Below are 13596 nucleotides of genomic sequence, written 5' to 3'. Positions count from 1 at the left end.
CAACCGTGCGATCCCGCACACCTTCTGTCGAATCCGTGCATCCAGCACTCATCTTCCATCAGAGCGGCAAGGTTTCGATCGGCGTCTTCACTGCTCATGCCGCTGATCCTCACAGGGCGAAGCGATCACGATTGACGATCACCCGAACCCCTTCCTAAGATGAGTGCGTTTTACACATAATTTTCGGAGAGGAGCGGAACATGACCGAGACCGATGTCGAGGTGATCATCTGCGGATCAGGGGCGGCCGGGGAGACCCTCGCGATCGAGCTGGCCCGCCGGGGCGTGAGCTTCCTGTTGATCGACAAGGCCGCGCACCCGTTCGTCGGGTCACGCGGCAAGGGCATCCAGTCGCGCACCCAGGAGGTGTTCGAGGACCTCGGAGTGATCGACAAGATCATCGCTTCCGGTGGCGAGTATCCGCCCCAGCGCTCCTACACCGACGACGGCCCGGTCGACACCAACGTGATCGACATGCCCGGCCCGACACCGGACGAGCCTTACCACATCGCGCTGCTGGTCCCGCAGTTCCTCACCGAGCGCAGGCTGCGCGAGCGGCTGGCCGAGCTCGGCCACGCCCCGCACTACGACCACGAACTCGTCGGCTTCGACCAGGACGAGGACGGGGTGAGCGCCCGCATCGTCACCCCTGACGGTGCGCGCACGGTGCGCGCGCGCTACCTCGTGGGCGCCGACGGCGGGTCGAGTTTCGTGCGCAAGGCCCTGGGCGTGGCCTTCGACGGTGAGACCCTCGGGGTACGTGCCGTGGTCGCCGACGTCATCGTCGAGGGGGTCTCGTTCGAGGTATGGCACCGCTGGGGCCGGGGAGCCGCGGACCAGATCATGCTGTGCCCGCTCTACGGCACCGAGATGTTCCAGCTCATGGGACCGGTCCCTTTCGGCGTGGACGTCGATCTGTCCGCGCAGGGCCTGACGGCGCTGTTACGCGAGCGCACCGGCCGCGACGACGTGCTGATCCAGTCGGTCTCGTGGGCCTCGGTGTTCGAGATGAACGCCCGCCTGGCCGAGACCTACCAGGTCGGACGCGTGTTCCTGACCGGAGACGCGGCACACGTCCACCCGCCGACCGGTGGGCAGGGACTGAACACCAGCGTGCAGGACGCCTACAACCTCGGCTGGAAGCTCGCCGCCGTGCTCGGCGGCGCCCCGGACCTGCTGCTGACGTCGTACGAGAGGGAGCGCCGCCCGGTCGCGGAGGCCGTGCTCGGCCTGTCGAAGCGGCTGCTGGAGGCGGCCAAGAACCGCGATATGAGCCGTAACCGGGCAGTCAGCCAGCTCGACCTCGGCTACCCCGACTCGCCGCTCACCCTCGTCGGCCCCCAGCGCACCACCGGCGTGCTCGCCGGCGACCGCGCACCCGACGCGCCCGTCACCGGTGCCAGCGGCGTGCCCACCAGGCTGTTCTCCCTGTTCAAGGGCACCCACTGGACGCTGATCGGCTACGACGTGCCCGCCGGCGACGCCCCCGCCGCCCGGCGTGACGTGCACGTGCACACCATCGGCGAACGCGGTGACATCGTCGACACCGGCGGGCACGTGCGCGACGGTTACGGACTCACCCCCGGGCAGTGGGTCCTGGTACGCCCCGACGGCTACGTCGCCGCCGTGACCGCCGACCTGAACGTCATCGACGCCTACCTCGAAACCCACCTGAACATCAGCGCATCCGCGAGCCCGCGGCAGGAGGTGATCCCCGCCGCGTGAGGAGCGTCGCGATGAGGCCGGACCGCGCGGTGGCCAGTGGCCCCGCGCGGCCGCGTCAGGCGGACGGCGCGTACCAGAGGTCGGGCTCGCCCGGCACGCGGGTGACCATGTCCCGCTGCTCCAGCCACACCAGGTGGGCGAGCGTCTCGTTGTTGGCCGCCCGCCGCATGTGCGCCGGGATCTCCTCCCAGCTGCGCGACCAGGTGAGCCGGGTGGCGATGTCCCAGCAGGTGGAGCCGTCGCCCTCCGCCACGACTCGCCGCACCTCCGCCAGCCGCTCCTCGTGGTGCCCGATCACGTAGTCCACCCGCTTCTCCAGCTCCAAGAAGCGGTACTCGTGCGCGGGCAGCACCTCCTCGACGTCGAGCTTGCCCACCGCCCGCAGCGCGTCGAGGTAGTCGGCGAGCGGGTTGGCCGCCGACTGCGGGTGCACGGCGACCATCGACGTGATCCGGGCGAGCACGTGGTCGCCGGAGAACAGCAGCCTGCGCTCCGGCTCCACGAAGCACAGGTGACCTGGCGAGTGGCCGGGGGTCCACATCGCCCGCAGGTCCCAGCCGGGCAGGTCGAGCCGGTCGCCGTCCTCGATGAGCCGGTCGGGCGTCGCCATCGTGACGAACTGGCGCAGCATGACCGACGCCCCGGCGAGCTCCTGAGCCGTCATCTCCGGCACCCCGCACCTGACCAGCAGGGAGCGCTCCCGCTGCACGAGCGACTCGATGGCCGACTCGTCGTAGCGGTCGTGCACGATGCGCGCGTCGGCCGGATGCAGCCCGATCCAGGCGCCGGAGACCTCCCGGATCCGCCCGGCCAGGCCGTAGTGGTCCGGATGGATGTGCGTGACCAGCACGGCCTTCACGTCGGTGATCTCGTATCCGGCCGTGGCGAGCCCCGCGACGAGCGCGTCGTACGCCTCCTCGGTGTTCCATCCGGCGTCGATGATCACAACCCCGTCCGGCACCTCCAGGGCGTAGACCAGGACGTAGCGCAGCGGGTTGATCGGGATCGGGACGGGAATCGACCACAGCCCCGGCCGCACCCGCTCGACCTCGGGCAGTCCCCCGCCCAGCCACGCGGCACGCTGCGCCTCGTTCGCCGCGGTCACGATCACCTTGCTCATCGGCTCCCCGCCCCTTTCGCAGCCCTGCCCGCTCGATTGTGCCGCCTTACCGAATCTGGTTCTACCGGGGGTACCTCAGAGCGGGACCGGCGGGGAGGCGTACGTACAGGAGGGCGGAGGCGAGGACGACCGCGGCGGTGAGCGCCCAGGCGGGGCCGACGCCGGCGATCCCCGCCAGCGGCACCAGGCAGAGCGAGGAGAGCATGCCGCCGAACTGGAGCTGCAGGGAGTCCACCGACATCACGGTGGCCCGGCGATCGGCGGCGACCCGCTGGTGCAGCAGTTCGGACCTGAGCAGGGAGGCGACCGCGAGCGCGGTGAACAGCAGCACGTAGGCCGCCGCGGTCGCGACGACCCCGGCCGCGCCCCGCAGGACCGTCGAGGCGGCCAGCGCGACGACCGCCGCCCCCGTGACGACCGTGGCCGAGGCGGCCGCGCGGACCGAGCCGCGGACGAGCCGGGCGACCGGCGGCGCGAGGGAACTGCCGAGCGCGTTGGCGGCGAAGCCGGCGAAGGTCACGAAGGCGTAGGTCGCGCCGCCCGTCTCGGATCCTCCGGTCAGGGCGGCGAGGCGTCCGGGGGTCAGCATCTCGATGCTGTTCAGCATGACGCCGGCCCCGGCGGCCAGCAGCAGCAACCGTCCGAGGGCACGGTCGGCCAGGCCGAGCCGGATCCCGGCGACGATCGTCACCGGCACGTCGCGGATCACCTCGGCCACCCGTGCCGCCGCCCGGCCGGGCCCCCTCCCCGTACGGCTCGGCTCGCGCATGAGCACGAGCACGGCCACCAGGAGGACGATCGCGGCCCCCGCACCCGCCCAGACCGGCGCGGCCAGCGGGTCCCGGCGTACGGCCAGCGGGAGCAGGCCGCCGGCGAGCGTGCCGAGCGCCAGGGCGGCCGAGCCCGCGACGTTTCCGGCCGCCAGCCCGGGCTTCAGGTCGGCGGCCGGGCCATACCGGGCGTGCAGGGTGTCGACGTACCACGCCTGGGCCGGCCCGCTGGACAGCGCACGCGCGACGCCCTTGAGCACGGACGCGACCAGGAACGGCCACACCGAGTGCGCCAGGGCCATCACGACCAGCCCGGCCACGCTGACGACGGCTGACGCGGCGAGCACCGGGCGTCTCCCGAGGACGTCGGCGAGTCCGCCCGTCGGCAGTTCGAGCACGACGATCGTGACCGAGTAGGCCCCGCCGACCAGGCCGACCTCGGCGATGTCCAGCCCCCTGGCGGACATCAGCAGCACCATCGGCGCCAGCATCAGGCCTGTCGGCAGCCAGGTGAGGAACTCGATGGCGGCGTAGCGCCCGTGCTCACGCATGCCCGGCCGCGGGGTCCCGGCGAGCGATCGCTCGGGCTCGCCGGCGACCGGCTCACCCACGACCGGCTCACTCATGACCGGCCGCCGGGTCCCGGCGCGGATGGGCCGCAAGCAGGACCGCGACCGGACGCGCGTCCGGGTCGTCCCGATCCCGCTCGGCGGCCTCCAGGAGCATGGCCGACACCCGCTCGTAGAGGGACGCCACCGTCGCCGGCGACAGCCGCACCACCACGTCGGACATGCCGGCGGCCTCGACCCATGCCTCGCTCCACAGGTCGCGCTCGCGCTCGAAGTTCTCGACGTCGGCGGTGAGCTTCTCGAGCTGGCGCCGCCGCAGGAACGCCGCGGCCTCCCTGCCCTCGGCGGTCGCGGCCATCTCCACGTCGCTCCAGGAGGTGAATCGGTGGATCGCCCGCCACCTGCGCTCACGCCGATCGCGCCGGTCGGGGTCCTGCTCCACGAACCCGTATCTGGCGAGCTGACGCAGGTGATAGCTGGTGGAGCCGGAACTCTCGCCGAGGCGCCCGGCCAGCTCGGTCGCGGTCGCCGGGCCGTTGGTGCGCAGCTCCCCCAGCAGCAGCACCCGCAGGGGGTGGGCGACCGCCTTCAGAGTGCGGGGATCGTGGACGTGGAAGACCTCGTGATCCATACGCCGGACGCTAACATCGCAAAGACAGCTTTGCAAAAATCTCTTTGCCGAAATGAAAGTTTCAGCCCCGCACGCCCCCAATGGCCGGTCAGGCGCGTCTCACCGTCCGGCTCGTTGACGCCTGCGGAAACCCACAGGAAACATGCGATTCCTTACTGCTTGGGAGCGCTCCCACTTCTACATCCCCCCGAGGACGACTGTGCTCAGACGAATCGGCATCCTCGCCGTGGCGGCACTGGCCACGGCGTGCCTGACCGGCGCACCTCCCGCCACGGCGGACGAGGGCCCGGAACAGATCCCCAACGGCACGTTCGACACCACCACCGACCCGTGGTGGCACACCGCGAACCTGAACTTCGAGCTGTCCGACGGCCGGCTCTGCTCCGACGTCCCCGCGGGAACGACCAACCCCTGGGACGCGATCATCGGCGTCAACGACATCCCGCTGGTGAAGGACGAGACCTACGCGTTCAGTTTCTTCGCCACCGCGAACCCCGGGAAGGTCGCCAGGGCGTACGTCCAGCTCCCGACCGACCCCTACACGCAGTACGTGTCGGCCGCTCCCGAGCTGAGCGTCTCGGGCAACACCTACAGCTACACGTTCACCTCGCCGGTCGACCTGCCCAACGCGCAGGTCGTCTTCCAGCTCGGCGGCAGCGCGACGGCGTGGCGGTTCTGCGTGGACAACGTCTCGCTCAAGGGCGGGGCGCCGCCGGACGTCTACACGCCCGACACCGGCCCCCGGGTCCGCGTGAACCAGGTGGCCTACCTGCCCAAGGGCCCCAAGAACGCCACCCTGGTCACCGACGCGACCGAAGCGCTGCCGTGGCAGCTCAAGAACTCCGCCGGAACCGTCGTCGCGCAGGGCACGACCACCCCGCGCGGCGTCGACGCCAGCTCCGGGCAGAACGTCCACTCGATCGACTTCGGTTCGTACGCGAAGGCCGGGACCGGTTACACGCTGACCGCCGACGGCGAGACCAGCCGGCCGTTCGACATCAAGCCCGACGCGTACGCCGACCTCAAGCTCGACGCGCTGAAGTTCTACTACACCCAGCGCAGCGGCATCGCGATCGACGACGCCCTGCGTCCCGGCTACGGCAGGCCCGCCGGTCACGTGGGCGTCGCCCCCAACCAGGGCGACACGAACGTCCCGTGCCAGCCTGGCGTCTGCGACTACTCCCTCGACGTGTCCGGCGGCTGGTACGACGCGGGCGACCACGGCAAGTACGTCGTCAACGGCGGCATCTCGGTCGCCCAGCTCATGAGCGAGTTCGAGCGCACCAAGAACGCCGCGACCGCCAAGCCGATCGGCAGCCTGAACATCCCCGAGAGCGGCGACGCCGTTCCCGACGTGCTCGACGAGGCCCGCTGGGAGCAGGAGTTCCTGCTGAAGATGCAGCGGTCCGACGGCATGGTCCACCACAAGATCCACGACCAGAACTGGACCGGCCTGCCGCTGCTGCCGCACCAGGACGCGCAGAAGCGCGAACTGCACCCCGTCTCCACGGCCGCCACGCTCAACCTCGCCGCGACGGCCGCCCAGGCGGCCCGGATCTTCGCGCCGTACGACGCGGCGTTCGCCGCCAAGAACCTGGCGGCGGCGAAGAAGGCGTGGGCGGCGGCCAAGGCGAACCCGAACGTGCTCGCCTCCCCCTCCGACGGCACCGGCGGTGGCACCTACGACGACGCCGACGTCAGCGACGAGTTCTACTGGGCGGCGGCCGAGCTCTACATCACCACGGGTGACAAGGAGTACAAGGACTTCGTCCTCGCCTCGCCGCACCACACCGCGGACCTGTGGAGCAAGAGCGGCGCCTTCGACTGGGGTCACGTGGCCGCGCTCGGCCGCCTCGACCTCGCGACCGTGCCGAACGACCTGCCCGGCCGGGACCAGGTGCGCCAGTCGGTCGTCGACGGCGCGGAGCGCTACCTCGGCATCGTGAAGGACCACCCGTACGGCCTGCCGTTCGATCCGGGCGACTACTTCTGGGGCTCCAACAGCGCGATTCTCAACAACACGGTCGTACTCGGCGCGGCCTACGACATCACCGGCACGGTGAAGTACCGTGACGCCGCCATCGAGGCCATCGACTACCTGCTGGGCCGCAACGCCCTCAACCAGTCGTACGTGACGGGCTACGGCGAGGTGGCGTCGAAGAACGAGCACAGCCGCTGGTACGCCCACCAGCTGGACACCTCGCTGCCGAACCCGCCGCACGGCACGCTCGCGGGCGGCGCGAACTCCGGCCTCCAGGACCCGGTGGCCCAGGCGAAGCTGAAGGGCTGCAAGCCGCAGTTCTGCTACATCGACGACATCAACTCCTACGCCACGAACGAGGAGGCCATCAACTGGAACTCCGCGTTGTCGTGGGTGTCGGCGTTCATCGCCGACCAGGGTGACGGCACGGTCAAGGCCCCGGCCGCGTGCAAGGTCACCTACACCACGCACGGCACGTGGCCGACGGGCTTCACCACCCAGATCACCCTCAAGAACACCGGCACGAAGGCTATCGACGGCTGGTCGCTGAAGTGGTCGTTCCTGGGGGGCCAGAAGGTCGCCAACAGCTGGAGCGCCGACTTCTCCCAGCAGGCGGCCACCGTGACCGCCGCGAACGAGGCATGGAACAAGATCATCAAGCCGGGCCAGTCGGTCACCTTCGGCTTCAACGGCCAGGGCGCGCCGGGGGCCAACCCGACGCCCGACCTGTTCACGCTGAACGGCGCCGCCTGCGCCTGACCCGATCCGCACCGGATCGGAAAGACCCCGGCCGCCGCCCCAGCAGGGGCGGCGGCCGGTTCCATGTCGTCGGGACGACGGTTCACAGGTCGCTGCCGCCGGTGGCGTCGAGCGTGGTGCCGGTGACCCAGCGGGCGTCGTCGGAGGCGAGGTACGCGACCACTCCGGCCACATCCTCCGGCGTGCCCACCCGGCCCAGCGCCGCCCGGCCGGCCGACGCCGCCCAGGCCGCCTCGTCGCCGCGCAGCCAGTCCGCGTTCGTGTCGGTGTCGATGATCCCCGGCGCCACGTTGTTGACCGTGATCCCCCGTGGTCCGAGGTGCTTGGCCAGCGCGAGCGTGAAGGTCTCCAGCGCGCCCTTGGTCATCGCGTACGCGATCGCCTCGGGGAACGCGATCCTGGTCACTCCCGAGGTGACCGTCACGATCCGCCCGCCGTCGGGGATGCGCGGCAGCGCCCGCTGTGTGACGAAGAACGCCGCTCGCGTGTTGACGGCGAACCCCTTGTCGTAGAGCTCCGGCGTCACCTCCTCGATCGTTCCCCGCACGGTGATCCCCGTGTTGTTGACGAGGATGTCGATCGGCGCCTGCGGCCCCAGCTCCCGGTCCAGCCCGGCGAACAGCTCGTCCACGTCGCCCGGCGCGCCCAGCTCGGCCCGTACGGCGAAGGCCCGGCCGCCCCGGGCCTCGATCGCCGCCACCGTGTCCTTGGCCGCCACCTCGTCCCTGGCGTAGTTCACCGCCACCAGCGCCCCGTCGGCCGCCAGCCGTTCGGCGATCCCACGCCCGATCCCCCTGCTCGCACCCGTCACCAGCGCCGTCTTACCGCTCAACCCAGTCATATCCGTCCTTCTTTTTTGTAGTGGCCGCTACACAATAACACGACGTGTAGCGATCGCTATAAAATCGGGGCATGGGAAGGAACAGGGCGTTCGACCGGGACGTCGCGCTGGAGCGGGCGCTGGAGGAGTTCTGGCGGCACGGCTACGAGGCGACCTCGGTCGCCGGGCTGACCGCGGCGATGGGGATCAACCCGCCCAGCCTCTACGCCGCCTTCGGGGACAAGCACCGGCTGTTCGGCGAGGCCGTGCGCCGCTACCAGGAGACCCACGGCGCGTTCACCTCCCGCGCCCTGGCCGGGGAGCCGACCGCGCGGGCGGCCGTCGAGCGCCTGCTCCGCGAGGCGGCGGAGGTCTACACCGACCCGGCGCACCCACCCGGCTGCATGATCATCACGGCGGGGGTGAACACGAGCGACGCCGCCGTGATCGAGGAGTTGCGCGGGCACCGCGAGGCGGGCAAGGCGGCGATCCGCCGCCGGATCGAGCGGGACGCCGAGGCCGGCCTTCTCCCGCCGGAGACCGACGCCGCCGCGCTCGCGACGTTCTTCGCCGCCGTCATCCAGGGCATGTCCACCCAGGCCAGGGATGGCGCGACCCGGGCCGACCTCGACGCGATGGCGACGCTCGCCATGCGGGCGTGGCCGTAGGCTGTCGGGCGTGATCGACGACATCTGGGTGGACGACGCCGTCACGGCGCTGCGTCCGGACTTCGCCGTCCTGGTGATCTGCGCGTACGGCCTCCGCAACGGGCCGTCCGACGACCGTTCGCGGGCCTGGCTCGCCGAGGCGGCGGCCCACGCCGTGCCGCTCGACGACGAGAGGATCGAGGCCTGGCGGGCGGCCTACCGCGCCTTCGGCGCCAAGCCGCAGCGCACCCGGCCGTCGGTCGACGCGCTGGTCCGCCGGATGCCGCTTCCCGAGATCAACCTGGTGGTGGACGCCTACAACACCGTGTCCGTACGGCACGGCCTGCCGATCGGCGGCGAGGACCTGCGCCGCTACCGGGGCACCGCCCGGCTGGTGCGGGCCGCGGGCGACGAGCCCTCGGAGGAGGCGCTGGGCGATCCGGAGATCGGCGAGGTGGTGTGGCGCGACGACGCCGGCGTCACCTGCCGGCGGTGGAACTGGCGGCAGTGCGTCAGGACGAGGATCACCGAGGAGACGGTGGACGCGCTCTTCCTGCTGGAGCGCCTCGAACCGCTCTCTTTGGACGCGTTGCGTGCCGCGGGCGACGACCTCGCGGGTATGCTGTCCGATATAGCTCCCAATATCCGGATCGAGTCGCGGCTCATCGGCTGACCAGTCGTTGTGACCAGAGGGTAAGGGACACCTCACCACCCAGACGGGCTATCCGCGCGTGACCTGTTTTATCGATCCTGGGAGGATGGGCCGGGACCTGCGACCCGCCGGGGCGCACGTCGGTGTGCGAGGCGAGTAGCCTTGGACAGGTTCACCAAACATCAACGCCGATCTGCGGAAGAGGGCGATTTCCGCCGTGTCGTCTGAGTCGTCGCGGACAAACCCGCTGGCAAGCTTTGGACAAAATGAGTGGCTTGTCGACGAGTTGTACCAGAAGTATCTCGAAGATCCCGAGTCTGTTGACCAGGCCTGGTGGCACTTCTTCGCTGACTACAACGGGACGGCCAAGCCCGCTCCGTCCAAGGCCGCCGGCGCCGCGAACGGCGCGACCGCGACGGCCGCGCCCGAGGCTCCCGCTCCGGTGAGCCCGGCCCCGCAGACGGCGCCCCCGAAGCCCACGCCGCAGGCGAAGCCCGAGGCCAAGGCGCCCGCCAAGCAGCAGGCTCCGGCCCCGGCCGGAGCGGTCGAGGAGAAGCTGCGCGGCGCCGCCGCCCGCACGGCCGCCAACATGGAGGCCTCGCTGGTCGTTCCCACGGCCACGAGCGTCCGCGCGGTCCCCGCGAAGTTGCTGATCGACAACCGCATCGTCATCAACAACCACCTGTCCCGCGGCCGCGGCGGCAAGATCTCCTTCACCCACGTCATCGGCTACGCGATCGTCCAGGCGCTCAAGTCCATGCCTGAGATGAACTACTCGTACGGCGAGGTGGACGGCAAGCCGGTCCTCGTCAAGCCGGAGCACGTCGGGCTCGGCCTCGCGATCGACGTGCAGAAGAGCGACGGCACCCGCCAGCTGCTGGTGCCCTCGATCAAGCAGGCCGAGAGCATGGACTTCCGCCAGTTCTGGGTGGCGTACGAGGAGATCGTGCGCAAGGCCCGCGCGGGCAAGCTCGGCGTGGAGGACTTCCAGGGCACCACGATCTCCCTCACGAACCCGGGCACGATCGGCACGGTCCACTCGGTGCCGCGCCTCATGCCCGGCCAGGGCACGATCATCGGCGTCGGCGCGATGGAGTACCCGGCGGAATACCAGGGCGCCTCGGAGGAGACGCTGTCCCGCCTGGCCATCAGCAAGGTGATGACGCTCACCTCCACCTATGACCACCGGATCATCCAGGGCGCCCAGTCGGGCGACTTCCTGCGCCGCATCCACCAGCTCCTGCTCGGCGCCGACGACTTCTACGACGAGATCTTCGAGTCGCTGCGCATCCCCTACGAGCCGGTCCGCTGGGTCAAGGACATCTCGGCCACCCACGACGACGACGTGGCCAAGTCCGCGCGCGTGCTGGAGCTCATCCACGCCTACCGGGTCCGCGGCCACCTCATGGCCGACACCGACCCGCTGGAGTACCGCCAGCGCAAGCACCCGGACCTCGACATCCAGTCGCACGGCCTGACGCTGTGGGACCTGGAGCGCGAGTTCCCGACGGGCGGCTTCGGCGGCAAGCCGCTGATGAAGCTGCGCGACATCCTCGGCGTGCTGCGCGACTCGTACTGCCGCACGATCGGCATCGAGTACATGCACATCCAGAACCCCGAGGAGCGGGCCTGGATCCAGGCGCGGGTGGAGCGGCCGCACTCCAAGCCCAGCCGCGAGGAGCAGCTGAACATCCTCCGCAGGCTCAACACCGCCGAGGCGTTCGAGACCTTCCTGCAGACCAAGTACGTCGGCCAGAAGCGGTTCTCGCTCGAGGGCGGCGAGTCGCTGATCCCGCTGCTCGACTCGGTGATCAGCTCCGCGGCGGCAGAGCGCCTGGACGAGGTCGTCATCGGCATGGCCCACCGCGGCCGGCTCAACGTGCTCGCCAACATCGTGGGCAAGTCGTACGCCCAGATCTTCGGCGAGTTCGAGGGCAACATCGACCCCCGCAGCGCGCACGGCTCCGGCGACGTGAAGTACCACCTCGGTGCGAGCGGCGACTTCGTGGCGCCCGACGGCAACAAGATCAGCACGTCGGTGGTGGCGAACCCCTCCCACCTGGAGGCCGTCGACCCCGTCCTGGAGGGCGTGGTCCGGGCCAAGCAGGACCTGCTGGAGCGCGGCGAGGAGGGCTTCACCGTCCTGCCCGTGCTCGTCCACGGCGACGCGGCGTTCGCCGGCCAGGGCGTGGTCGCCGAGACCCTGCACCTGTCCCAGCTGCGCGGCTACCGCACCGGCGGCACCGTCCACATCGTGGTGAACAACCAGGTCGGCTTCACCACCTCCCCCGCCTCCTCGCGGTCGAGTGTCTACGCCACCGACGTCGCGCGCATGATCCAGGCGCCGATCTTCCACGTGAACGGCGACGACCCCGAGGCGGTCGTGCGGGTCGGCCGGCTCGCCTACGAGTACCGCCAGACGTTCCGCAAGGACGTCGTCATCGACATGGTCTGCTACCGGCGGCGCGGTCACAACGAGGGCGACAACCCGGCGTTCACGCAGCCGCTGATGTACGACCTCATCGACGCCAAGCGCTCGACCCGCAAGCTGTACACCGAGGCCCTCATCGGCCGCGGGGACATCACGGTCGAGGAGGCCGAGCAGGCCCTGCGCGACTACCAGGAGCAGCTTGAGCGGGCCTTCACCGAGACCCGCGAGGCCGCCAAGCGGCCGCCGGCGCCCGGCGCGGTCCGGGTTCCGGAGCCCGACGAGCTGATCCCGTGGTCGCACGAGGACACCAAGACGGCGATCTCGGAGGAGGTCGTCAAGCGGGTCATCGAGACCCAGCTCAACCTGCCCGAGGGCTTCACCGTCCACCCGCGTCTCGCCCCGGTGATCCAGCGCCGCGGCGCGATGGTCTCCGAGGACGCGATCGACTGGGCGACCGGCGAGCTGCTCGCGTTCGGCTCGCTGCTCATCGACGACCACCCGGTCCGCCTGGTGGGTCAGGACTCCCGCCGCGGCACCTTCGGCCAGCGTCACGCCGTGCTGGTCGACCGGGTCACCGGCGAGGAGCACACCCCGCTGAAGACGTTCAACCACGGCACCACGAAGTTCTACGTGTACGACTCGCTGCTCAGCGAGTTCGCCGCGATGGGCTTCGAGTACGGCTACAGCGTGGTCCGCCCGGACGCCCTGGTCGCCTGGGAGGCGCAGTTCGGCGACTTCGCCAACGGCGCCCAGTCGATCATCGACGAGTTCATCTCGTCGGGCGAGCAGAAGTGGGGTCAGCGCTCCTCGGTCGTGCTGCTGCTGCCGCACGGCTACGAGGGCCAGGGACCCGACCACTCCTCCGGCCGGATCGAGCGCTACCTGCAGCTGTGCGCGCAGGACAACATGACGGTGGCACAGCCGAGCACCCCGGCGAACTACTTCCACCTGCTGCGCTGGCAGGTGCTGTCGGAGCGGCGCAAGCCCCTCGTCATCTTCACGCCCAAGTCGCTGCTGCGGCTCAAGGCGGCGGCCTCGGCCACCTCGGAGTTCACCTCCGGCGCCTTCCGCCCGGTCATCGGCGACGCGACGGTGGACCCGTCGGCGGTCCGCAAGATCGTGGTCTGCTCCGGCAGGATCTACTACGACCTGCTCGCGCGGCGCGAGAAGAGCGGCAAGAACGACGTGGCGCTGGTGCGCCTGGAGCGCATCTACCCATTCCCGGAGAACCCGCTCAAGGCCGAGCTGGCCCGCTACGGCGCGGACGCGGAGCTGCTCTGGGCGCAGGACGAGCCCGTGAACATGGGCCCGTGGCCCTACCTCAGCCTGAAGATGGTGGAGAAGCCCGACCTGCTCGGGGGCCGCACCTTCCGCCGGGTCTCGCGTACGCCGAACTCCTCGCCGGCCGTCGGCTCCCACGCCAAGCACGACGAGGAACTGCACGCGATCCTGGACGAGATCTTCGGCTGAACGAGGATTCCGCACCACTGAG

The 13596-nt window shown here is 70.5% G+C and carries 9 protein-coding genes; 5 read left to right on the top strand and 4 right to left on the bottom strand.

Annotated features, from left to right (window positions below):
• The first annotated feature begins 200 nt into the window (after positions 1-200).
• Positions 201-1724, top strand: a complete 1524-nt coding sequence (locus Msi02_RS33700) for an FAD-dependent oxidoreductase (protein WP_204051902.1) — start codon at positions 201-203, stop codon at positions 1722-1724.
• Positions 1725-1779: 55 nt separating this feature from the next.
• On the opposite strand, the gene Msi02_RS33695 is transcribed toward Msi02_RS33700, so the two are convergent.
• From Msi02_RS33695 to Msi02_RS33685, 3 genes are all read right to left on the bottom strand, one after another.
• Positions 1780-2844, bottom strand: a complete 1065-nt coding sequence (locus tag Msi02_RS33695; protein ID WP_079316307.1) for an MBL fold metallo-hydrolase — start codon at positions 2842-2844, stop codon at positions 1780-1782.
• 61 nt (positions 2845-2905) lie between these two features.
• Positions 2906-4225, bottom strand: a complete 1320-nt coding sequence (locus tag Msi02_RS33690) for an MFS transporter (RefSeq protein WP_204051901.1) — start codon at positions 4223-4225, stop codon at positions 2906-2908.
• Positions 4226-4232: 7 nt separating this feature from the next.
• Positions 4233-4814 carry a winged helix-turn-helix domain-containing protein gene (locus Msi02_RS33685; RefSeq protein ID WP_204051900.1) on the bottom strand — a complete coding sequence of 194 codons (582 nt, stop codon included), beginning with the start codon at positions 4812-4814 and terminating at the stop codon, positions 4233-4235.
• 199 nt (positions 4815-5013) lie between these two features.
• Here Msi02_RS33685 and Msi02_RS33680 point away from each other — a divergent pair, with 199 nt between their 5' ends.
• Positions 5014-7554: a glycoside hydrolase family 9 protein gene (locus Msi02_RS33680; protein ID WP_239108963.1), complete on the top strand. Its 2541-nt coding sequence runs from the start codon at positions 5014-5016 to the stop codon at positions 7552-7554.
• 82 nt (positions 7555-7636) lie between these two features.
• On the opposite strand, the gene Msi02_RS33675 is transcribed toward Msi02_RS33680, so the two are convergent.
• Positions 7637-8395 (bottom strand): SDR family NAD(P)-dependent oxidoreductase, encoded by a 759-nt coding sequence (locus tag Msi02_RS33675; protein WP_079316303.1) that lies wholly within the window; start codon positions 8393-8395, stop codon positions 7637-7639.
• A gap of 71 nt (positions 8396-8466) precedes the next feature.
• Between Msi02_RS33675 and Msi02_RS33670 the strand changes: the two genes are divergently transcribed.
• The 3 genes from Msi02_RS33670 to Msi02_RS33660 all read left to right on the top strand — a co-directional run bounded on the left by Msi02_RS33670 (position 8467) and on the right by Msi02_RS33660 (position 13574).
• Complete coding sequence (locus tag Msi02_RS33670; RefSeq protein ID WP_079316302.1) at positions 8467-9042, top strand: TetR/AcrR family transcriptional regulator; 576 nt, start codon at positions 8467-8469, stop codon at positions 9040-9042.
• Positions 9043-9052: 10 nt separating this feature from the next.
• Entirely contained in the window at positions 9053-9694 is a 642-nt protein-coding gene (locus Msi02_RS33665) for a B3/B4 domain-containing protein (RefSeq protein WP_239108962.1), read from the top strand.
• A gap of 196 nt (positions 9695-9890) precedes the next feature.
• On the top strand, positions 9891-13574 hold the full coding sequence (locus Msi02_RS33660; protein WP_204051897.1) for a multifunctional oxoglutarate decarboxylase/oxoglutarate dehydrogenase thiamine pyrophosphate-binding subunit/dihydrolipoyllysine-residue succinyltransferase subunit: 3684 nt from the start codon (positions 9891-9893) through the stop codon (positions 13572-13574).
• Positions 13575-13596 lie beyond the last annotated feature (22 nt).

The organism is Microbispora siamensis, assembly GCF_016863095.1.
GTDB lineage: Bacteria > Actinomycetota > Actinomycetes > Streptosporangiales > Streptosporangiaceae > Microbispora > Microbispora siamensis.
This window is presented reverse-complemented; position numbering and strand designations above follow the sequence as displayed.

Bases quoted from the DNA above. Each gene is read 5' to 3' on its own strand.
- Msi02_RS33700 (WP_204051902.1), top strand. From the start codon at position 201: ATGACCGAGACCGATGTCGAGGTGATCATCTGCGGATCAGGGGCGGCC.
- Msi02_RS33675 (WP_079316303.1), bottom strand. From the start codon at position 8,395: ATGACTGGGTTGAGCGGTAAGACGGCGCTGGTGACGGGTGCGAGCAGG.
- Msi02_RS33685 (WP_204051900.1), bottom strand. From the start codon at position 4,814: ATGGATCACGAGGTCTTCCACGTCCACGATCCCCGCACTCTGAAGGCG.
- Msi02_RS33695 (WP_079316307.1), bottom strand. From the start codon at position 2,844: ATGAGCAAGGTGATCGTGACCGCGGCGAACGAGGCGCAGCGTGCCGCG.
- Msi02_RS33670 (WP_079316302.1), top strand. From the start codon at position 8,467: ATGGGAAGGAACAGGGCGTTCGACCGGGACGTCGCGCTGGAGCGGGCG.